Source organism: Streptococcus sp. ELY_90 (assembly GCF_058314475.1).
This window is the reverse complement of record NZ_JBZFUJ010000007.1, coordinates 62,163-84,783: the sequence shown is the minus strand read 5'-3', so window position 1 is coordinate 84,783 and position 22,621 is coordinate 62,163. Positions and strand designations below refer to the sequence as shown.

The window sequence follows — 22,621 nt, the reverse complement described above, 5'->3', positions numbered from 1 at the left end:
TCGCGTTTAAAAGTGGCTGAGTCAAAGGGTGGTGTTGATTCCATAGTCCATGAGAATGACTTTTTAGCGCAGTGGCTGGCTGTTCTTATCCCTTGCAGGGCAAGCGATAGCGACCAACCTAGCCAACTGTGCGGGGGTGGGACAACAAAGTCTATTCTTTAAATGACTGACTTTTGTCCCACTCCCCCGCTTTTTGTGCAACCTTGCCTTGCCGGTAAGGTTTTTTTGTTAGAAAGGTGCTTATGATTTTAAAAGAAGACATGACGGTGGTCCGCCAGAGGGAGATTGCGCCGCGTATTTTTGAGATGGTGCTGACAGGTGAGTTAGTCAGCCAAATGCAGGTCGGTCAGTTTTTGCATCTGCGTGTGCCGGACAAAAGCAAACTGCTGCGGCGGCCGATTTCCATATCTGAAATTGACAAATCCAAAAAAGAGGCTACCATTGTTTATCGGATTGAAGGTGAAGGAACGGCTACCTTTTCGCAGCTCCAAGCCGGTGACACTCTTGACTGTCTGGGGCCTCAGGGCAATGGTTTTGATGTGTCTGTTATGAGTTCCGGCCAGACTGCCCTGCTTATCGGCGGCGGCATCGGTGTTCCGCCTTTGGTAGAGCTGGCAAAAGAGCTTAAAAATAAAGGCGTGGCTGTTTTTGCAGTGCTGGGTTTTGCGACGAAAGATGCCGTTATTCTTGAGGAGAAGATGCGCTTATATGCGGACGTTGTCGTAACGACCGATGATGGCTCTTACGGTCAAAAAGGCTATGTGTCAACTGTAGTTGATGAGCTGACATTTAGCCCTGATGCGGTTTATGCCTGCGGCGCTCCCGGTATGCTCAAATATGTGGATACTAAATTTGAAGACCACCCTCATGCTTATCTGTCGACAGAATCCCGCATGGCCTGCGGTATGGGAGCCTGCTATGCCTGTGTTGTCCACCTCAAAGGGCAAACAGAGGATCGCAATTTGCGTGTTTGTGAAGATGGTCCGGTTTTTAAGACCGGTCAGATTATCTTGGATTAGGAGGAGACTGTGACAAATAGACTTGCTGTTAAGCTGCCGGGATTGGAGCTGAAAAATCCGATTATTCCGGCGTCCGGCTGCTTTGGCTTCGGCCAGGAGTATGCTAAGTATTATGATTTGAACCGGCTTGGATCGATCATGATCAAGGCGACTACTCAGCACCCTCGTTTTGGCAATCCGACACCCCGTGTGGCAGAGACCCCTTCGGGCATGCTCAATGCTATCGGCTTACAGAATCCCGGGGTGGATGCGGTTATCGCTGAAAAACTGCCCTGGCTGGCTAAGCATTATCCTGAACTGCCTATCATTGCCAATGTTGCCGGTTTTTCTAACGAAGAGTATGCCTATGTTTCTGAAAAAATCTCTCAGGCGGATAATGTGGCGGCTATTGAGCTCAATATTTCCTGTCCTAATGTTGATCATGGCAATGACGGTCTGCTGATTGGGCAGGTACCCGAGCTGGCTTACAAGGCTGTTAAAGCCAGTGTCAATCATTCAGATGTTCCTGTCTATGTCAAGCTGACACCCAGTGTAGCTGATATTATAACGGTTGCTAAGGCTGCAGAAGATGCCGGTGCGGCCGGTTTTACCATGATTAATACCTTGGTGGGTATGCGTTTTGATTTAAAGACAAGAAAACCGATCATCGCTAATGGCACAGGCGGCATGAGCGGACCTGCTGTTTTTCCTGTGGCGCTTAAACTAATTCATCAGGTCGCTCGTTTCTCAAAGCTCCCCATCATTGGCATGGGCGGTGTTGATTCGGCTGAGGCTGCGCTGGAAATGATGATAGCCGGAGCCTCTGCCGTTGCTGTGGGAACTGCTAATTTTACCGATCCTTATGCCTGTCCGACAATTATTGACAATCTGCCAAGCGTCATGGATAAATACGGGATTTCAGATCTGGAAACTCTCCGTCAGGAAATTCGGAACAGCTTGCGGTCAAATTAAGTTTTGGGACAGCAGTGATAATTAAACATTTATGATATAATAACGTTGAGGTGATTCCATGAGTGAGAATTTTTCCCTAATTTATGCTAAGGCACATAAAGAAGATTTTTTAAAAACAATTATCACAGGAAAAACAGTCTCAGAAACTAAAGATGTTTTGTTTATGGCAGGCAGCCCAGGAGCAGGAAAGATTGAAGTAGCTGAAACTTTCTCAGAGTTACTTGGAAACTTGATTACAATTGATGCTGACTTTTTTCGAAGTCAGTTTCCACATTATAATGGGAAAAATTCTAGTCAATTTCAAAGAGGGGCGGCATATCTGGTAGATTATTCTTTGACAAAATTATTGAAAAAAGGATATTCATTCATTTTAGATGGTACCTTTGCCGTTTCGAAAGCAAAACAAAATGTTGAACGTTCTTTGAATCGCGGCTATAATGTTTCTATTTATTATGTTTATCAGAATCCTTTAATAGCCTGGAATTTTACAAAGTTACGTGAACAAGTAGAAGGAAGAATTGTTCCAAAGGAAACGTTTATTAATGCTTATTTAAATCACGTCAAAATATTGAAGAAGTCATAAAACACTTTGGTGATAAAATTTCTTTAAATATTGTGTTTAAGGATTATCAAAATAACATTTCAGATATTCAATTTGATGTGGATTCAATTGAACTTACTCTGCCAGATAAATATACTAGAAAAGAATTAGAGGAACAGTTATTATGACGGACAAAAAAGAAATTCAAGAAATTCTCAAAAAATATGATGATAGTATTGGTGAACTTTTTAATAAGGGAACTATCCGTGAAAATAAAAAGGTCTTAAAATGGGTAGCTGATGAATCTAATCGAAAACAAAGAAAATTGGTTGGTTTAGAATAGAGCATCTGCAGCCAAATTAAGTTTTAGGATTTTTCAAAAACATAGATGGTTTTTTGACTTTGAAGCTGAAAAAAGCTATAATAAGACAAAATAGAATAACCTTTAATTGAGTCCAGAGAGGCGAGGAAGGTTGACAGCGAATGAAGGAGTTTTTCTCCGCATAAAAGGGGGCCAGCCCTCTGTTTTCGTGTAACCTTGCTCCTTTGGGCAGGGTTATTTTTCTATTATAGAGGTTAAATAGACTGATGCTTGAAAGCTCTCTATTTTAATCACTGTAATGATATGCTAGGTAAAAAGGAGAAAACATGCGCGAAGAACGCCCCATTATTGCTCTGGATTTTCCGTCATTTGAACAGGTGAAATCATTTCTGGCTCTCTTTCCGGCTGAGGAAAAGCTTTACGTTAAGATCGGTATGGAACTTTACTATGCGGCAGGTCCCGAGATTGTCCGCTATGTGAAGAGCCTTGGGCATTCCGTCTTTTTGGATTTGAAACTGCACGATATTCCTCATACGGTTCAGTCGGCCATGGCTGTGCTGGCAGGTTTAGGCGTTGACATGACCAATGTCCATGCTGCTGGCGGCCTTGAAATGATGAAAGCTGCGCGTGAAGGCTTGGGGGCAGGCCCCAAGCTGCTGGCGGTAACGCAGCTGACCTCAACTTCTGAAGAACAAATGAGGCAGGACCAAAACATTCAGACCAGCCTTGCTGACTCCGTCGTGCACTATGCTCAAAGAGCTGCGGCAGCCGGTCTTGACGGAGTTGTCTGCTCTGCTCATGAAGCCGCAAAAATCAAGACAGCAACCTCAGCCAGCTTTGTCTGCCTGACGCCGGGCATCCGCTCTAAAGGCTCTGCTGTCGGTGATCAAAAGCGTGTCATGACGCCGAGCGATGCCAGAAAAATCGGCTCTGATTATATCGTTGTCGGCCGCCCGATTACGCAGGCTGAAAATCCTGTTGCGGCCTATCAGGCGATTAAAGCAGAGTGGGCGGGCTTATAAAAGAAACATCGAGTACTCATCATTTTTGAAAATCAGATTAATCAATATGTTTAAAACAGCAGAGTGTGCTGCATTTGGAAAAGAAAAGAGGAATGTTATGACATTAGCAAAAGACATTGCACGTGACTTATTGGATATCAAGGCGGTTTATTTGAAACCCGAGGATCCTTTTACCTGGGCGTCCGGCATTAAATCGCCGATTTATACGGATAACCGCATTACGCTGTCTTATCCTGAGACGCGTACCTTGATTGAGAATGGGTTTGTGGAGGCCATCAAAGAAACTTTTCCGGAAGCAGAGGTTATTGCCGGAACTGCGACGGCCGGGATTCCTCACGGAGCCATTATTGCGGACAAGATGAACCTGCCTTTTGCTTATATCCGCAGCAAGCCTAAAGACCATGGTGCCGGCAATCAGATTGAAGGCCGTGTCGTTAAAGGGCAAAAAATGGTTATTGTTGAGGATCTGATTTCAACAGGCGGATCGGTCCTTGATGCGGTTGCCGCAGCCAAAAGAGAAGGAGCCGATGTACTCGGTGTTGTCGCTATTTTTACTTATGAACTGCCAAAAGCTGCTGAAAATTTTGACAAAGCCGGGGTCAAATTGGTAACCCTGTCCAATTATTCTGAGCTGATCAAAGTGGCTAAAGTCCAAGGCTATATTGATGCAGATGGTCTGCAGCTTTTAAAGAAATTCAAAGAAAATCAAGAAACCTGGCAGGACTAAATCTTGGCGGGTTGCACAGCAATCGCAAGAAACGAACAATACGGAGGTATCCTATGAAAATTACAGTTCCGTTTGACAATCAGATTATCCCGGATGCTTATGGGAAAAAAGCCAGCGATACCAACAAAGGCTACGCTGTCAAATCTTTTCCTTTTGAGCTTTTAGAGATTCCTAAAGAGGCTAAAACACTGGCCTGGTCTTTTGTCGATTACGATTCTATCCCAGTTTGCGGCTTTGCTTACATTCACTGGGCAGTTGCTAACGTTCCTGCTGATAAAACATCTATTTCAGAAGACTTTGCCAGACGTGATCAGCATCACATCAAAGGCAAAAATTCACTGGTCAGCAAGTTTTTGCAGACGGATTATTCCGACATGGAAAATGGTTACTTGGGACCATATCCGCCGGATAAGGATCATCAGTACACGCTAACTGTTTATGCTCTGGATGAAGAGCTGCCTTTGTCAGACGGCTTTTACCTGAATGATCTTCGGCATGCGGCTAAAGGTCACATCATTGATCAGGCTGAAATTGATCTGATAGGAAAATGTTAAGGTGTATTTGGAGCTCTTAGAAGGGGAAGAAAGCTTATGCAACACTCAGCTTGGCATGATTTGATCAAAAAAGAGCTGCCGGATGGCTATTTTGCGCAGATCAATCATTTTATGGATGAGGTTTACAGCCGCGGAACAATCTATCCGCCGCGGGAGAAAGTTTTTAACGCTATTCAGACTACTCCTTTAGAAGAAGTGAAAGCGGTTATTATCGGTCAGGATCCTTATCACGGCCCCAATCAGGCTCAGGGACTGTCCTTTTCGGTGCCCGATCAGATTCCTGCACCGCCGTCTTTGCAAAATATTTTGCAGGAACTGGCTGCAGATATTGGGGAGAAAAAGAATCATGACCTGACCTCTTGGGCGCAGCAGGGTGTGCTTTTGCTCAATGCCAGTCTGACAGTGCCTGAACATCAGGCCAATGCTCATGCCAACGGCATCTGGGAACCCTTTACCGATGCGGTGATTAAGGTGGTCAATCAAAAGGATACACCGGTTGTCTTTATTCTTTGGGGCGGTTTTGCGCGCCGCAAAAAGGCCCTTATTACCAATCCGATTCACCATATTATTGAGTCGCCTCACCCCAGCCCCCTGTCTGCTCACAGAGGTTTCTTTGGCAGCAAGCCTTTTTCACGAACCAATGATTTTTTGCAGGCTCAAGGAATTGAGCCGATTGATTGGCTGCAATAATTAGATGTAAGGGAGAAAATAAAATGATACTTATCAAAAACGGCCGTTTGGTTGACCCAAAATCTCAGACAGACAAGATCTGCGATCTGCTGCTTGATGGTCAAAAAGTGGTGAAAATAGCAGAGAAAATTGAAGCGCCTGAGGCTGAAATCATTGATGCAGCAGGGCTGGTAGTTGCTCCCGGTCTGGTTGATGTTCACGTGCATTTTCGTGAACCGGGGCAAACGCACAAGGAAGACATTCACACAGGAGCTCTGGCAGCAGCAGCGGGAGGTGTGACAACCGTTGTCATGATGGCCAACACCACACCGACTATCTCTGATGTGGCAACACTGACAGAAGTTTTGGACAGTGCGGCTAAGGAAAAGATTCACATTAAGTCTGCAGCGACTATTACCAAAAATTTTGACGGGCAGCAGCTGACAGATTTTGAGGCTTTGTTAAAAGCGGGTGCCGTCAGCTTTTCGGATGATGGTATTCCTCTGACGAGCTCCAAGGTTGTTAAAGAGGCTCTGGACTTAGCCAAAAAATACGGAACCTTTATCAGTCTGCATGAGGAGGATCCTGAATTAAACGGTATCCTTGGTTTTAACGAAACCATCGCTAAAGAGCACTTTAATTTTTGCGGTGCAACCGGCGTGGCTGAGTACAGCATGATTGCGCGTGATGTCATGATTGCCTACGACAGGCAGGCTCATATTCATATTCAGCACTTATCTAAGGCGGAGTCTGTCAAAGTGGTGGAATTTGCCCAAAAATTAGGGGCTCAGGTAACTGCAGAAGCAGCGCCGCAGCATTTTTCAAAAACAGAAAATCTGCTGCTGGAAAAAGGAGCCAATGCCAAGATGAACCCGCCTCTGCGCTCAGAATCAGATCGATTGGCGGTGATTGAAGGGCTTAAATCGGGTGTCATCTCGGTGATTGCTACCGACCATGCACCCCATCATGCTGATGAAAAAAATGTAGCTGACATGACCAAGGCACCGTCCGGCATGACAGGCCTTGAAACATCACTGTCGCTTGGTTTGACCTATTTGGTTCAAGCAGGTCATCTTAGTTTAATGGATTTCTTGGCCAAAATGACCGTTAATCCAGCACAGCTGTATGATTTTGATGCCGGCTATCTGGCTGAAGGCGGCCCTGCCGACCTTGTCATCTTTGCAGATAAGGAAGACCGTTTGATTGGAGAAAACTTTGCGTCTAAAGCTGCCAACTCACCTTTCATCGGAGAAAGGGTGAAAGGCCAAGTCAAATATACCATCTGCGGCGGCCAAATCGTCTATCAAGTCTAATTCATGAAACCCTTTTGCCGTTTTCAGCAAAAAGGTTGTTTTTATAGAGCTTAGCCCTTGTCCGCAGGTTTTAACAGCTGGCACGGCATGGGTCTGCTCTCTTTTAAACCGTTAAAAAAATTAGTATAATATGTTACAGATTAACAAGGAGGGATTGTATGAAAAGAAAAGCTTTAATTCTACCAACCTTGTTCTTATCGACAGCTCTTTTATCCATGCATGCGTATGCCGATGAGGCGTCTCCGGCAGTCAATGCCAGTAGCGAACAGCTTCCAGCCGTCAGCGCCCAGACAGAACAAACGCAAGCTGTGAGCATTCCGTCAAACACGGTTACAACTGCTAGGATCCAGCCGTCAGCGCCGAACACAGTCAGCCAGCCGCAAGCATCAAGTGTTTCAGAAGAAGCTCAGCCGGCGGAAGCAGTGACTGCTGCTTCAGAACCAACAACCCTCGCAGCTCCAGAGGCTGCTTCTAAAGATGATGAGACTGTCACTATTTTGCATACCAATGATATCCATGGCCGTTTTCTTGAAGACAGCCGTAATGGTGTTGTCGGTATGCCTAAACTAGCAGGGCTTGCCAATGATTATCGGCAGCAGGGCACCACTTTGTTGTTAGATTCGGGAGATGCCACCCAAGGCCTGCCGATTACCAATAACAGTCAGGGAACAGATGCGGTTGCTCTCATGAATGCTGCCGGATACGATGCCATGACGGTCGGCAATCATGAATTTGATTTTGGCTTAGATCAGCTGAAAACACTGAGCCAGAAGATGACCTTTCCTATTATCAGCTCTAATATTTATGTCAACGGTGCGCGGCTTTTCGAGGCTTCGACCGTTATTGACAAAAATAAAAAAATTGAAGGCGATGAGTATGTGGTTATCGGAGTCACAACGCCTGAAACATCCACAAAGACCCACCCCCGCAATGTTGTCGGTGTGACTTTTACCGATCCTATTACCGAAGTTACTAATGTTATTGCTCAAACGGAAGCCCAGGCCAGAGCAGCAGGGAAAACTTATCAGCATTACATCATTCTGGCTCATCTGGGAGTGGATACGACCACGAAAGCACAGTGGCGCGGAGACAGTCTGGCTCAAGCCCTGTCCCAAAACAGCCTTTTGGCCGGAAAAAATGTTATCGTTCTTGACGGGCATTCTCATACAGCAAAGACGGCTGTTTATGGCAATGTCATCTATAATCAGACGGGCAGTTATTTAAACAATGTCGGTCTCATCAAGTTAAGTTCCAAAGAAGTGCTGAGCAATGCCTTGCTGAGTGCCGACGATACAAGCGCAGTGCACCCTGATCCAACTGTTCAGGCTATGGTAGACAAGATTGATGCTGCTTACAAGGCCGACAGTGCTACAGTTGTGATTCCTAACAGCCCTATTGAACTCAATGGTGAGCGTACAAATGTACGTGTCCGGGAGACCAATCTTGGCAATGCTGTCGCAGATGCCCTGCTGAACTATGGTCAAACAGGCTTTTCACACAAATCACATTTGGCAGTGACCAACGGCGGCGGTCTGCGTGAGACGATTGCTAAGGACAAGCCGGTGACAAAAGGTGATATTATTGCCGTATTGCCTTTCGGCAACACCGTTTCGCAGATAACTGTGCAAGGACAAGCGATCAAAGAGATGTTTCTTAAGTCATTGGGATCCATTTTGCAAGTTGATGAAAATGGCGATGAGGTCCTTGATGAAAACGGCCAGCCTTTGATGGAACCAAGCGGTGGCTTTTTACAAATTGCAGGAGCTAAAGTATACTATGACACTTCTTTAGAGCCGCAAAAGAGGCTGCTTCACATTGACATCTTAGATCCGGAATCAAAGACTTATAAACCTTTGGATTTGGCAGCCACCTATTATCTGGTGACCAATGATTTCTTAGCAGCAGGCGGCGATGGTTATACCATGTTGGGCGGCAGCCGGGAAGAAGGACCGTCTATGGATACTGTATTTGCAGATTATCTGGCCAAGGCTGATTTGATGCAATACGCTGTCATCAATCCTAATTCTCGTGTTATTTCACTGTCTTCGGTAAAAGACAGCGATGGTGATGGCTTCACCGATTTGGCTGAAGTACTTGTGGGAACATCTTTTAAAGATCCAAAGAATTACCCAAGTCAAGGGGCTATGCAGCCTCAGCCTGATTTACCTAAACAGAAAAGGCATGTTGATCCTGCTGCTGTTTTAGCAGTGAATGAGCCGGTAAAACTTTCTGTCCGCTACAGCAAAAGCCAAAAAGCAGTTATCAATCCCCCTGCCTATTCTTATCAAAATGGGTCTTATCAACTCAGCAGGCAACTGCCGCAGACAGGCAATCAAGGTTCGGCCTTAGCCGTTTTAGCAGGTATTTCTTTAATGGGGTACGGCTTGTACGGTATTCGCCGCAAGGTTGGCAGCAAATAAAGCTGGCTTTTGATGCGAATTTGCCTAGACTGCTCTTTTAAACATTAAAAGAAGGCAGACTAACCTTCTTTCAGGTTGTAGACAAACTCCCAACACTAAATTCTCTCTAAAATTTCATCATAGAATTGTATCACTTTTCGCTTTTGTAAGATGATATAGAAATAATCAAAGCCTAATCCGATACTTTCCCATGTAGCAAAAGAGGCAGAAACTCAATGTTTCTGCCTCTCGGAGATTTTGAGACTTAGGCTCAAAATCTTAACTGAACACGGGCTGCGGATTGTGGCAAAAAGATGAGTCCGCCTAGAATCTTAACGATTCCGCATCGCACTCCCTATTTTGCCTTTATCCGCAGACGCCCTTTGTATCTTGAACTTAGGTTTGGAATTCCGAAGGAAGTCGCTATGACGATTGCCGTTAGAAATCGATACTATTTCTAACGGCAATCTAATGCAAAACCTAGTCAAGAGCTATAGCCTTGGCGTTTGGTTTTGCCATCCGTGCTACTAAGGAAAGTATCATAACAAAATATTACTTTTTGAGAAAATAGACTTTTTCTTTAGTTTAAAAAGAAGGCTAGTCAGCCTTCTTTTTTTGATGTGTCAGGTTTAATCCCCAGGGGACGAGATTTTCATTTTTTTCTTTGATGCGGATCATATTATCCTTGTGACGGACAATGATAATGCCCGCAATCAGAATAATAATACCTGTAAAAAGCCAGTCGTAAAATGGTAGGAGAAAATGAAAGGCAGGGAAAATTAAAGCACTGATAATAGCTGCGCTTGCTGCTGTTACGCTGGCCAGCGAAATCATGCTGGACAGGTAAAGAACAAGGGCAAAAATAATCAGCAGGTAAATAAGAAAGAGCGGTGCTAAGCCCAGCAAAATTCCTGCACTGGTTGCGACAGCTTTGCCGCCTTTGAATCCGGCAAAAATGGGAAAGGTATGGCCCAAAATGGCAAAAAAGCCAAAGAGAAGAGGTGTCACGCCGCTGACGCCAAAAATCATGGGCAGTACAGTAGCCAGAGTTCCTTTCAGCATATCAATGATAAAGGTTGCAGAACCTGCCTTAGGACCAAGAACACGAAAGGTATTGGTCGTTCCCATGTTTCCGCTGCCATAGTCTCTTAGATTTTTTCCGTAAAAATACTTACCAATCCACAGTCCGGTAGGAATAGAGCCCAGCAAGTAGGCAATGATTAAAAAAATAACGACTTTCATAGTCTCATTATACCAAATCCTCTGGGGAAAATCTCTTGATTTTCAAAAATAACTTTGCAAAATTTCCAAAAAACTTGTAAGATAAAAAAGATGAAATAATCGGAGGTCAGTTTTGGCTAAGAAAGAAATTACAATCACTAATTATAATGATGATGCCATTCAGGTACTGGAGGGCTTAGATGCTGTCCGCAAGCGTCCGGGAATGTATATCGGATCAACCGATGGCACCGGCCTGCACCACTTGGTATGGGAAATCGTAGACAATGCGGTTGACGAAGCCCTGTCAGGTTTCGGTGAGCGCATTGATGTGACGATTAATAAAGATGGTTCCTTAACTGTTTCTGACAGCGGCCGCGGTATGCCGACAGGGATGCACGCCATGGGGATTCCAACCGTGGAAGTGATTTTTACAGTCCTCCATGCCGGCGGTAAATTCGGTCAGGGCGGCTACAAGACATCCGGCGGTCTGCACGGTGTCGGCTCTTCTGTCGTTAATGCCTTATCCAGCTGGTTAGAAGTTGAGATTACTAGGGACGGTACGGTTTATAAGCAGCGTTTTGAAAATGGCGGCAAACCGGCAACAACCTTGAAAAAAGTTGGTACAGCACCCAAATCTAAAACCGGCACTAAGGTCACTTTTATGCCGGATGCAGGTATTTTTTCAACAACTGATTTTGTTTATAATACGATTGCTGAACGCCTGAATGAGTCTGCCTTCCTGCTCAAAAATGTGACGCTGACACTGACAGATAAGCGTCCGGAAGAAGCACAGCATGTGGAATTTCATTATGAAAATGGTGTGCAGGACTTTGTTGAGTACCTCAATGAAGACAAGGAAACACTAACACCGGTGATTTACTTTGAGGGCGAAGAGTCCGATTTTCAGGTCGAAGTTGCTCTGCAGTATAATGACGGTTTTTCAGATAATATCCTGTCTTTTGTTAATAACGTTCGGACCAAGGACGGCGGAACCCATGAAACGGGGCTCAAATCTGCTATTACCAAGGCTATGAACGATTATGCCAGAAAGACCGGTCTGCTGAAAGAAAAGGACAAAAACTTAGAGGGCTCTGATTACCGTGAAGGCTTGTCAGCGGTGCTGTCTGTTTTGGTTCCGGAAGAGCATTTGCAGTTTGAAGGACAGACCAAGGATAAATTGGGCAGCCCTTTGGCACGGCCGATTGTTGACAGTTTGGTTTCTGATAAGCTGACTTTCTTTCTCATGGAAAATGGGGAGCTGGCTTCCAATCTGGTCCGTAAGGCTATTAAGGCCAGAGATGCCAGAGAAGCAGCGCGCAAGGCGCGTGATGAATCCCGCAATGGCAAGAAAAATAAAAAAGACAAGGGGCTCTTATCCGGCAAGCTGACTCCGGCTCAGTCCAAGAATCCTAAGAAAAACGAACTCTACTTGGTCGAAGGAGACTCTGCCGGCGGATCAGCCAAGCAAGGACGGGATCGGAAATTTCAGGCCATTCTGCCTCTGCGCGGTAAGGTTCTCAATACTGCTAAGGCTAAGATGGCAGACATTATCAAAAATGAAGAAATCAACACCATGATTTATACCATCGGTGCCGGTGTCGGAGCCGATTTCAAGGCGGAAGACTCCAACTATGATAAAATTATTATCATGACCGATGCTGATACGGACGGTGCCCATATCCAAACCCTGCTGTTAACCTTCTTTTACCGTTATATGCGGCCGCTGGTTGAGACAGGCCATGTCTACATTGCTCTGCCGCCGCTCTATAAAATGTCCAAAGGCAAAGGAGCAAAAGAAGTCGTCGAATATGCATGGACCGACCAAGAGCTCGAAGACCTGCGTAAGAAGTTCGGCAAGGGGGCTGTCCTTCAGCGCTACAAAGGGTTAGGCGAAATGAATGCCGACCAGCTCTGGGAAACCACTATGAACCCTGACAGCCGCACCCTCATCCGCGTTACCATTGAAGACTTGGCGCGTGCCGAACGCCGCGTCTCTGTCCTTATGGGCGACAAGGTTGAACCCCGCCGCAAATGGATTGAAGACAATGTCAAGTTTACCTTGGAAGAGAGTACGGTGTTTTGATCGGCTATTTGAAAATGATGCTAAAGCATCTAATGAAAAGACGCTTGCCGCTAAGACGAATAAGCTAACTCGCTCACTAGCTCGAAAACAAAATAGTATTGATTTTGTTGTCTCATGTCGTAGAACGATTATCTTCGAGGGGATTTGAGAGACTTTGGCTCTCAAATTAGGAATGGAACTGTAGGTTCGCTTCCGCCCCACTACTTAAAGGAACTTTCAAAAAACAAAGTAAAGAAAGATATTTAGAAAATGTCAAACATTCAAAACATATCCTTAGAGGATATCATGGGAGAGCGCTTTGGGCGCTACTCCAAGTATATCATTCAGGAGCGGGCGCTGCCTGATATTCGTGATGGGTTGAAACCTGTTCAGCGCCGCATTCTTTATTCCATGAATAAAGATGGCAATACGCATGACAAAGGCTTCCGTAAGTCTGCCAAATCTGTCGGGAATGTCATGGGGAATTTCCACCCGCACGGCGACTCATCTATCTATGATGCCATGGTGCGCATGAGCCAGGACTGGAAAAACCGGGAAACCTTGATTGAAATGCACGGGAACAACGGTTCCATGGATGGCGATCCGGCCGCTGCCATGCGTTACACAGAGGCTAGATTGTCAGAAATTGCAGGCTACTTGCTGCAGGATATTGACAAAAATACCGTGCCTTGGGCTTGGAATTTTGATGATACGGAGAAAGAGCCGACTGTTTTGCCGGCTGCTTTCCCAAATCTCCTCGTCAATGGTGCAACTGGGATTTCTGCAGGTTATGCAACCGATATTCCGCCTCACAATTTAGCCGAAGTCATTGATGCGGTCGTTTACATGATTGACCATCCAAAGGCCAAGCTAGACAAACTCATGGAATTTCTGCCCGGTCCGGATTTTCCGACAGGAGCTATTATCCAGGGTAAGGATGAGATTCGCAAGGCCTACGAAACCGGCAAAGGCCGCGTAGCAGTCCGCTCGCGGACGGAGATTGAAAGTCTTAAAGGCGGCAAAAAGCAGATTGTTGTAACAGAAATTCCTTATGAGGTCAATAAGGCTGTGCTGGTCAAAAAGATTGACGATGTCCGCATTAACAACAAGGTGCCCGGTATTGCTGAAGTCCGCGACGAATCCGACCGTGACGGTCTGCGCATTGCTATTGAGCTCAAAAAAGATGCCGATGAAGAGATTATTTTAAACTATCTTTTCAAATATACGGATCTGCAGATCAATTATAACTTTAACATGGTGGCTATTGACAATTATACGCCGCGTCAAGTCGGCATTATTCCTATGCTGTCCAGCTATATTGCCCACCGCAAGGATATTATTGTTGCGCGCTCTAAATTTGACAAGGAAAAGGCAGAAAAGCGCCTGCACATCGTTGAGGGACTTATCAGGGTCTTATCCATTTTAGATGAAGTTATCGCGCTTATCCGTGCGTCTGAGAATAAGGCTGATGCCAAGGAAAATCTTAAAGTCAGCTATGAGTTTACCGAGGAGCAGGCCGAAGCGATTGTCACCCTGCAGCTTTATCGCTTAACCAATACCGATATTGTGACCTTGCAAGAAGAAGACGCAGCCCTGCGTGAACAAATCACGACCCTGTCTGCAATCATTGGTGATGAGCGGACCATGTACAATGTCATGAAGCGCGAGCTGCGTGAGGTCAAAAAGAAATTTGCCAGCCCGCGTTTGACCGAATTACAGGCCGAAGCGCAGACAATAGAGATTGACACAGCCAGCCTCATTGTTGAGGAAGAAACTTTTGTCAGTGTTACCCGCGGCGGTTATATCAAACGGACCAGCCCGCGTTCTTTCAATGCGTCAACGATTGAGGAGTTGGGCAAGCGCAACGATGATGACGCTGTCTTTATTAAAAACGCTAAAACGACTCAAAGTCTGCTTTTATTTACCAGTCTGGGCAATGTTATTTACCGGCCTGTTCATGAATTAGCGGATATCCGCTGGAAAGAAATCGGTGAACACCTCAGTCAGACGGTTACTAATTTTGCCACAGACGAAGAGATTCTCTATGTTGATTTGGTGGATCATTTTGAAGAAGGCACTTATTATGCGGCTACCCGGTTGGGGCAAATTAAGCGTTTCGAGCGTAAAGATTTAACCCCATGGCGCAGCTATAAAACAAAATCCGTCAAGTATGCTAAATTAAAAAATGATGACGATTGCATCGTCGCCATCTCACCAATCAAACTGGACGATATCATGCTGGTTACCAACAAAGGTTACGCTCTGCGTTTCAATATCGAGGAAGTACCGATTGTAGGGCCTAAGGCTGCAGGTGTCAAAGCTGTCAATCTCAAAGATGGCGATTATGTGGCCAGTGCCTTTATCGCTAATACGGACAGCATCTATATTTTGACCCAGCGAGGCAGCTTAAAACGAATGGCTGTCAGCCTTATTCCGCTTACCGGCCGGGCTAAAAGAGGCCTGCAGCTACTGCGCGAACTCAAGAACAAGCCGCACCGTGTTTTTGCGGCCGGACCAGTTTTTTCTGAGACAAAAGCAGGAGAGCTTGATTTGTTTACGACAGCAGATCCCAGCAGCGGGCAGACAGAAATTCTTGAGGTCACCTCACAGACTTTGGCAGCTTACGACGTCAATCTGGCTGAACTGTCCCTGTCTGAGCGCACCAGCAACGGCAGCTTCATTTCAGATACCATTTCCGATGAGGGCGTGCTTTCTGCCAGAATAAACTCATACTGAGAATATTTCCATGATTCTGTGCGCTGACGGAAGGACTGAAATCTTTGAAATAATATGATAAAGCTAGGCAGAAGCTGTGATGTGACTGTCTGGTTTTATTTCTTTAAGGAATTTTCAGAATTTTACGAAAAAATACTTGAAAATTTTTGGGAAAAGCGTACAATAGAAAAAGAAAAAAGGAAGAAAGAGGAATTTAACATGACAGTAGATTTAGACTGGGAAAACCTTGGATTTGAATACCACAAACTTCCATTTCGTTACATCTCTTATTATAAAGATGGCAAGTGGGACGAAGGCAGACTGACAGAAGATGCAACTCTTCATATTTCAGAAAGCTCACCGGCTCTTCATTACGGACAGCAGGCTTTCGAAGGACTAAAAGCCTATCGCACCAAAGATGGTTCCGTGCAATTATTCCGTCCGAATATGAACGCTGAGCGTCTGCAGCGGACTTCTGACCGCCTTTTAATGCCTCAGGTACCAACCGATAAATTTATTGACGCCGTCAAACAAGTAGTACGTGCCAATGATGACTATGTACCGCCATACGGTACTGGTGCAACACTTTATCTGCGCCCTTTGCTGATTGGTGTTGGTGATGTTATCGGTGTTCATCCGGCCAGTGAATACATTTTTACCGTTTTTGCCATGCCGGTCGGGAACTATTTCAAAGGCGGATTGGCACCGACTAATTTCCTGATTCAGGATGATTACGATCGTGCAGCGCCTCATGGAACGGGTGCCGCTAAGGTCGGCGGTAACTACGCAGCCAGCCTCTTACCGGGCAAGGTTGCTCAGGATCATAAGTTCTCAGATGTTATCTATCTTGATCCGGCTACCCACACTAAGATTGAAGAAGTGGGTTCGGCAAACTTCTTTGGCATTACAAAAGATAATGAATTTATCACACCGCTCAGCCCATCCATTCTGCCATCAATCACTAAATACTCCCTCCTTTATTTGGCTAAAGAACGCTTCGGTATGAAGGCCACCGAAGGAGATGTCAGAATTGATGATTTGGATAAATTTGTTGAAGCAGGTGCCTGCGGTACAGCAGCCGTTATCTCACCAATCGGCGGCGTTCAGCACGGCGATGATTTCCATGTTTTCTACAGTGAAACAGAAGTAGGACCTGTAACACGTAAGCTCTATGATGAGCTGACAGGTATCCAGTTTGGTGACGTTGAAGCACCGGAAGGATGGATTTACAAGGTCAATGACTAAAAAGAAAAATTTGCTTGCTCTTGCAAGCTTTTCTTTTTTTTTGTAAAATATTTGAGAGGTAAATTATGCGTAAAAAAGATAAGAAAATTGAAATCCAGATCAGCGATGTTCAAGTCGAAGTCAATGGTGCGAAAATGACAGGCTATCAGCTGACAGTCGGGAAAAGAGTTATCGGTGAAATTGCTGAGATTGATGAAAAATATGCAGCAGTGAAAAACGGTGAGGCTGTTGATTTTCATAAAAATTTAGAAGCCGCTGTAGAAGCTGTTATTGAGGCCTACAATTTGAATAACTAAACTAAGAAAAGGCTTGATTTTGACATAAGATTATGATAAACTAATCTTTAGTTGTCACTGGAAGGGTAGCGAAGAGGCTAAACGCGGCGGACTGTAAATCCGCTCCTTCGGGTTCGGGGGTTCGAATCCCTCCCCTTCCATACTCAGGATACAAAGACCGTTAAAAAATCCGTATGAAAATAGAAAACTGACGAAGCGTTGCTAAAAACGCTAGGAAGTTTGTCTTTTTCACTAGGATTTTAGGTCGTGTTCAACTTCGTTTTACGAGTTTTCTGAGTGTGAATGATTTAGTTTGGGGTATAGCCAAGCGGTAAGGCAAGGGACTTTGACTCCCTCATGCGCTGGTTCGAATCCAGCTACCCCAGTCAGAGGTATTAGACCGAGTCTAAGGCCGTCAGTGATATGCGTCTTGTTGTTTGTCCTTGCGGGTTACCTTGTGAAAATATATTGTTATCAAGAGATAAGATTTCTTATTTCTTGTCGGAGGTTTTTTTAGAATGAATGAATTTGAAGATTTGCTCAACAGTGTTAGTGAAGTAAATCCAGGTGATGTTGTTACTGCAGAAGTGTTAACTGTAGATGGTGAACAGGCAAACCTTGTTATTGATGGAACAGGTGTTGAAGCTGTATTGACGCTTCGCGAACTGACTAATGATCGCAATGCGGATATTAACGATTTGGTTAAACCGGGCGATAAAGTTGAAGTGCTTGTCCTTCGTCAAGTTGTCGGAAAAGATACAGATACAGTGACTTTCCTTGTCTCTAAAAAACGTCTGGAAGCTCGCAAAGCTTGGGATAAACTTGTCGGCCGCGAAGGCGAAGTTGTGACTGTCAAGGGAACACGTGCTGTTAAAGGCGGACTTTCAGTTGAGTTTGAAGGATTACGCGGCTTTATTCCAGCATCAATGATTGATACACGTTTTGTACGCAACACCGAAAAATTTGTCGGTCAAGAGTTTGAAGCTAAAATCAAAGAGGTTGATCCTGCAGAAAATCGCTTCATCCTTTCACGCCGTGATGTTGTTGAAGCAGCAGCAGAAGAAGCTCGCAAAGAAGTCTTCTCAAAACTTGCTGTTGGCGATATTGTTACTGGTACTGTTGCTCGTTTGACAAGTTTTGGTGCCTTCATCGATCTTGGCGGAGTTGACGGATTGGTACACGTTACCGAATTATCACATGACCGCAATGTGTCACCAAAATCAGTTGTCACAGTCGGTGAAGAAATTCAAGTTAAAGTTCTTGCTATCGATGAAGAAGCAGGCCGTGTGTCACTTTCTCTTAAGGCGACAACTCCTGGACCATGGGATGGTGTTGAACAAAAACTTGCTGCAGGCGATGTTATCGAAGGCAAAGTTAAACGTTTGACAGACTTTGGTGCTTTTGTTGAAGTTCTTCCAGGTATTGACGGTTTGGTTCACATTTCACAGATTTCACACAAACGTGTTGAAAATCCAAAAGATGTTCTTTCAGTCGGTCAAGATGTTACTGTCAAAGTTCTTGATGTTAACACTGCTGATGAACGTGTATCACTTTCAATCAAGGCTCTTGAAGAGCGCCCAGCTCAGGATGAAAACAGCGGTGAAAAACGTCAATCACGTCCTCGCCGTCCAAAACGTCAGGATAGACAAGACTATGAACTTCCAGAAACACAAACTGGATTCTCAATGGCTGACTTGTTTGGTGATATTGAATTGTAATTCATATATAGAATTTTCTATAGGACCGGAAAACTAGTATTTCCAGTCCTTTTTTGCTCCAATGGTTAGCATGGTTTGACTTGCTTTTTGATCAATCAAAGAGCTGACAGCGTCTCATGTTAAAATGGCATAGTCTTTATAAGTTTGAGATGCTTACTAGGAGCTGCTAGTTAAAAAAGCCTGCCCTTTTCATTTTTAGGGTAGGGTAAACAAGAGTTTTGATAAGGAGGAAATGGATGATTAGACCTTTGCTGGCCCAAATAAAAGAGTACAAGAAACCTTCTTTGCTGGCCTCATTGTTCATGTTTTTTGAAGTCATTTTTGAAATAGCCCTGCCCTTTTTGATGTCTTATATTATTGATTACGGCGTTAATAAACAGGATATGGAAAATATTATCAAGTATGGCATACTTATGGTTGTTTTGGCTTTGCTGTCTTTGGCCTGCGGCATGCAGTCTGCTCGCTATGGGGCACTTGGTTCTGCCGGCTTTGCCAAAAATCTGCGGCGTGCCCTCTACAACAAGGTACAGACTTTCTCATTTGAAAATATAGACCGTTTTTCATCGGGCGGTTTGGTAACACGGATGATGACTGATGTCACCAATGTACAAAATGCCTATCAGATGATTATTCGTGTCTGCGTGCGTGCACCGCTCAATCTGATTTTTGCCATTACCGTCTCTTTTTTTATCAATGCTAAGATGGCCATGATCTTTGTCTATGTGGCTGTGTTTCTGGCTCTTGTTTTGGCAGGCGTATTGAAGTTTGCTTTTCCGCTTTTTCGGAAAGTCTTCAATGCCTATGATGAATTGAATTCCAGTGTACAGGAAAATATCACCAATATGCGGGTTGTAAAATCTTATGTTAAAGAGGAAGAAGAAACTAAGAAATTTCAAGGCGCTTCCCGCAAGATTTATGGAATGTTTGTCAAGGCAATCCGCATTGTCATCATCAATAATCCTGCGATGATGCTGTCCATGTATTCGTCCTTCATCATGATTTCCTGGCTGGGCGCTCATTTGATTGTTGCCAAAGAATTTACGACAGGTGAGCTGACTTCCATGTTTTCCTACACGATAACGATTTTGATGTCACTGATGATGTTCACCATGATTTTTGTCATGCTGACCATATCAATGGCATCGGTGGAGCGGATTTCAGAGGTTCTGACGACACAGGCAACGATCGTCTCACCTCCAAACGGACTGACAGAAGTAAAAGACGGCTCTATCACATTTGAACATGTTGATTTTGGCTATGAAACGTCTGAAGAAAAATTGGTTTTAAGGGATGTCAATCTTTCGATCAAATCTGGTGAAGTCATTGGAATTTTAGGCGGAACAGGCTCCGGCAAGTCCAGTCTTGTGCAGCTTTTGGCACGCATGTATGATGTTGATGGCGGTTCTGTAAAGGTCGGCGGCCGAGATGTCCGCGACTATAATCTGGATGCTCTCCGGCGCAAGGTAGCCATGGTCTTACAAACCAATGTCCTATTTTCCGGAACAATCAAAGAAAACATGCGCTGGGGCAATAAAGAGGCGACAGATGAAGAAATTATTGCTGCCTGTAAAATTGCGCAGGCAGATGAATTTATTGCCCAGTTTGAAGACGGCTATGATACAATGATCGAGCGAGGCGGTGCCAATGTATCCGGAGGACAACGCCAGCGTTTATGTATTGCCCGCGCTTTGCTGACCAATCCTAAAATTTTGATTTTGGATGATTCGACATCGGCTGTTGATACCAAAACGGATAAATTAATTCGGGAGGGCTTGGCTGCCAGTCTTCAGGGAACAACTAAAATCATTATTTCTCAGAGAATCTCATCTGTTGAAGATGCTGATCGAATCATTGTTCTGGACGATGGAAAAATCAATGGTCTGGGCAGCCATGAAGAACTGCTGCAAACCAATAAAATCTACCAGGAAGTTTATGAAACCCAAACGAAAGGAAGTGACCAAGATGAGTAAAAAACAAAGACCTGATAATTCTTGGGCTTCTATCCGCCGAGTTTTCATCTACATTTGGCAAAGATACAAACTGCGCCTGCTGATTTCCTTTCTTTTAATTGTTGTTTCATCTTTGGCAACGGTCTATCTGACAGCCTCTATTCAAACCTTGATTGATCATTATATTATCCCCATTTCACAGAGCAAGGATAAAAACTTTGCCCCGCTGTTTTACTTTTTAGTTCGTTTGGGCATTTTCTGTTTGGCGGGTGTTCTGGCTAACTATGCTTTTAGTTTGATTTTGGCTATTGTCAGCCAAGATACCCTGCGGACGCTGCGAGATCAGCTCTTTGCCCGCATGCAAAAGCTCCCCGTTAGATATTTTGATCAGCACCAGCATGGGGATATCATGTCCGTTTATACTAATGATATTGATACCCTGCGTCAGGCTATCGAGCAGTCTCTTCCGCAGCTTTTGGCATCCTCCATTACAATCATTGGTGTGACCGTATCAATGCTGCTGGTAAGCCCGCTCTTGTTTTTAGTAGTTGCTGCTATGATTGTTATCATTGTGATTACTATTCGCACGATTTCTGCCAAATCCAAATTTTATTTTGGCCAGCAGCAAAAAAATCTGGGGGCCGAAAATGGTTATATAGAAGAGATGATGGCCGGTCAAAAGGTAGTAAAAGCCTTTGTATATGAGCAGGAATCTGCTAAAAAATTCGATGCCATCAATGAGGAACTCTTTGAATCCTCCTATAAAGCTAATGCCTATGCCAATATCCTGATGCCTACCCTTGCAAATCTGGGGAATATGTCTTATGTATTGGTAGCGATTATCGGAGGAACCTTTACGATTTCCGGACTGGGCGGGCTGACAATCGGCGGATTGATATCATTTTTGCAGCTGACCAAATCTTTCACCCAGCCAATCGCTCAGGTATCGCAGCAGCTGAATTTTATTCTAATGGCTCTGGCCGGTGCGGACCGCATTTTCCGCTTGCTCGATGAAAAAGAAGAAGTGGATGACGGGATTGTTACTCTGGTCAATTATGAACTGATTGACGGTCAGATGACAGTGACCGATAAGGAGACCAATCTTTGGGCTTGGAAGCATCCGCGTGAAAATGGCGGCTTTGCCTTAGTGCCTTTGGTCGGCAATGTTAATTTTAAGAATGTAAATTTTTCCTACGATGATAACAAGCAGATTCTCTACGATATCAATCTTGAAGCTAAACAAGGGCAGAAAATTGCCTTTGTCGGAGCTACGGGAGCCGGGAAAACAACCATTACCAACCTGATTAACCGCTTCTACGATATTCAGTCAGGCTCTATTACTTATGACGGTATTGATATCAAGCTGATAAAGAAAGCTTCGCTGCGAAAATCCTTGGGCATTGTTCTGCAGGATACGCATTTATTTACAGGAACTATTGCTGAAAATATCGCCTATGGCCGTGAAAATGCCTCTCAGGAAGAGATTTTAGAAGCAGCTAGCATTTCCAATGTTGACAGTTTTGTTCACCATTTGGACCATGGTTATGAAACCCTGCTGAAATCAGACGGTGCCAGCCTGTCCAACGGTCAGCGGCAGCTGATTGCCATTGGCCGTGCAGCTTTAGCCAACGCTCCGGTGCTGATTTTGGATGAAGCCACGTCGTCTATCGATTCCCGAACGGAAAAAATGGTACAGGACGGTATGGACAAATTGATGGAAGGGCGAACTGTTTTTGTCATTGCCCACCGGCTGTCTACCATTGTAAATTCAGATCTGATCATGGTCATGGATCACGGGCGTATTATCGAACGGGGCAGCCATGAAGAGCTGATGAAGCAAAAAGGTACCTATTATCGTCTCTATACAGGCGGTTTGGAGCTGGATTAAAAAACATTGATGAACAGATAAAATAATTTTG

Annotated in this window: 17 protein-coding genes, 2 tRNA genes and 1 pseudogene; 19 read left to right on the top strand and 1 reads right to left on the bottom strand. The window is 44.6% G+C overall.

All coding sequences use genetic code 11. The features are described 5' to 3' along the window. The first annotated feature begins 242 nt into the window (after positions 1-242). The 10 genes and pseudogenes from AC4HAF_RS05890 (at position 243) to nt5e (ending at position 9,538) form a co-directional block, all read left to right on the top strand. A complete protein-coding gene (locus tag AC4HAF_RS05890; RefSeq protein WP_491097033.1) occupies positions 243-1,019 on the top strand; it encodes a dihydroorotate dehydrogenase electron transfer subunit in 777 nt (258 codons plus the stop codon). Between the two features lie 9 nt (positions 1,020-1,028). Continuing rightward, positions 1,029-1,970 (top strand): dihydroorotate dehydrogenase, encoded by a 942-nt coding sequence (locus AC4HAF_RS05885; protein WP_491097032.1) that lies wholly within the window; start codon positions 1,029-1,031, stop codon positions 1,968-1,970. A gap of 58 nt (positions 1,971-2,028) precedes the next feature. Continuing rightward, positions 2,029-2,699: pseudogene (locus AC4HAF_RS05880) on the top strand (zeta toxin family protein). Continuing rightward, on the top strand, positions 2,696-2,854 hold the full coding sequence (locus AC4HAF_RS05875) for a hypothetical protein (protein WP_491091183.1): 159 nt from the start codon (positions 2,696-2,698) through the stop codon (positions 2,852-2,854). Before AC4HAF_RS05880 ends, AC4HAF_RS05875 begins: the two are co-directional and overlap by 4 nt. A gap of 305 nt (positions 2,855-3,159) precedes the next feature. Continuing rightward, entirely contained in the window at positions 3,160-3,855 is a 696-nt protein-coding gene (gene pyrF / locus AC4HAF_RS05870) for an orotidine-5'-phosphate decarboxylase (RefSeq protein WP_491097031.1), read from the top strand. Between the two features lie 97 nt (positions 3,856-3,952). Next, positions 3,953-4,582: an orotate phosphoribosyltransferase gene (pyrE, locus tag AC4HAF_RS05865; protein ID WP_491097030.1), complete on the top strand. Its 630-nt coding sequence runs from the start codon at positions 3,953-3,955 to the stop codon at positions 4,580-4,582. Between the two features lie 53 nt (positions 4,583-4,635). Then, complete coding sequence (locus tag AC4HAF_RS05860; RefSeq protein WP_491097029.1) at positions 4,636-5,136, top strand: YbhB/YbcL family Raf kinase inhibitor-like protein; 501 nt, start codon at positions 4,636-4,638, stop codon at positions 5,134-5,136. Positions 5,137-5,172: 36 nt separating this feature from the next. Continuing rightward, a complete protein-coding gene (locus AC4HAF_RS05855) occupies positions 5,173-5,826 on the top strand; it encodes a uracil-DNA glycosylase (RefSeq protein WP_491097028.1) in 654 nt (217 codons plus the stop codon). A gap of 23 nt (positions 5,827-5,849) precedes the next feature. Beyond that, complete coding sequence (locus AC4HAF_RS05850) at positions 5,850-7,118, top strand: dihydroorotase (protein ID WP_491097027.1); 1,269 nt, start codon at positions 5,850-5,852, stop codon at positions 7,116-7,118. A gap of 158 nt (positions 7,119-7,276) precedes the next feature. Further along, positions 7,277-9,538, top strand: a complete 2,262-nt coding sequence (nt5e, locus tag AC4HAF_RS05845; protein WP_491097026.1) for a cell surface ecto-5'-nucleotidase Nt5e — start codon at positions 7,277-7,279, stop codon at positions 9,536-9,538. Between the two features lie 576 nt (positions 9,539-10,114). Here the strand turns inward: nt5e and plsY are convergent. Next, positions 10,115-10,759 (bottom strand): glycerol-3-phosphate 1-O-acyltransferase PlsY, encoded by a 645-nt coding sequence (gene plsY, locus AC4HAF_RS05840; RefSeq protein WP_491097025.1) that lies wholly within the window; start codon positions 10,757-10,759, stop codon positions 10,115-10,117. 112 nt (positions 10,760-10,871) lie between these two features. On the opposite strand from plsY, the gene parE reads away from it, so the two are divergent. The 9 genes from parE (at position 10,872) to AC4HAF_RS05795 (ending at position 22,590) form a co-directional block, all read left to right on the top strand. Further along, the gene (gene parE / locus AC4HAF_RS05835; RefSeq protein WP_491097024.1) at positions 10,872-12,821 is read left to right on the top strand and encodes a DNA topoisomerase IV subunit B; all 1,950 of its coding nucleotides are present in this window, start codon (positions 10,872-10,874) and stop codon (positions 12,819-12,821) included. A gap of 249 nt (positions 12,822-13,070) precedes the next feature. Continuing rightward, positions 13,071-15,536, top strand: coding sequence for a DNA topoisomerase IV subunit A (gene parC, locus AC4HAF_RS05830; protein ID WP_491097023.1), 2,466 nt, complete (start codon positions 13,071-13,073; stop codon positions 15,534-15,536). Positions 15,537-15,590: 54 nt separating this feature from the next. Next, positions 15,591-16,760 carry a branched-chain amino acid aminotransferase gene (locus tag AC4HAF_RS05825; RefSeq protein WP_491097022.1) on the top strand — a complete coding sequence of 390 codons (1,170 nt, stop codon included), beginning with the start codon at positions 15,591-15,593 and terminating at the stop codon, positions 16,758-16,760. Between the two features lie 65 nt (positions 16,761-16,825). After that, positions 16,826-17,056 carry a DUF2969 domain-containing protein gene (locus AC4HAF_RS05820; RefSeq protein WP_491097021.1) on the top strand — a complete coding sequence of 77 codons (231 nt, stop codon included), beginning with the start codon at positions 16,826-16,828 and terminating at the stop codon, positions 17,054-17,056. A gap of 59 nt (positions 17,057-17,115) precedes the next feature. Next, positions 17,116-17,196 (top strand) — tRNA-Tyr (locus tag AC4HAF_RS05815). Between the two features lie 153 nt (positions 17,197-17,349). Next, positions 17,350-17,421 (top strand) — tRNA-Gln (locus AC4HAF_RS05810). 132 nt (positions 17,422-17,553) lie between these two features. Continuing rightward, the gene (rpsA, locus tag AC4HAF_RS05805) at positions 17,554-18,753 is read left to right on the top strand and encodes a 30S ribosomal protein S1 (protein WP_027975957.1); all 1,200 of its coding nucleotides are present in this window, start codon (positions 17,554-17,556) and stop codon (positions 18,751-18,753) included. 236 nt (positions 18,754-18,989) lie between these two features. Continuing rightward, the gene (locus AC4HAF_RS05800; RefSeq protein ID WP_491097020.1) at positions 18,990-20,723 is read left to right on the top strand and encodes an ABC transporter ATP-binding protein; all 1,734 of its coding nucleotides are present in this window, start codon (positions 18,990-18,992) and stop codon (positions 20,721-20,723) included. Beyond that, positions 20,686-22,590 carry an ABC transporter ATP-binding protein gene (locus AC4HAF_RS05795; protein WP_491097019.1) on the top strand — a complete coding sequence of 635 codons (1,905 nt, stop codon included), beginning with the start codon at positions 20,686-20,688 and terminating at the stop codon, positions 22,588-22,590. The genes AC4HAF_RS05800 and AC4HAF_RS05795 overlap by 38 nt, the downstream gene beginning before the upstream one ends. Positions 22,591-22,621 lie beyond the last annotated feature (31 nt).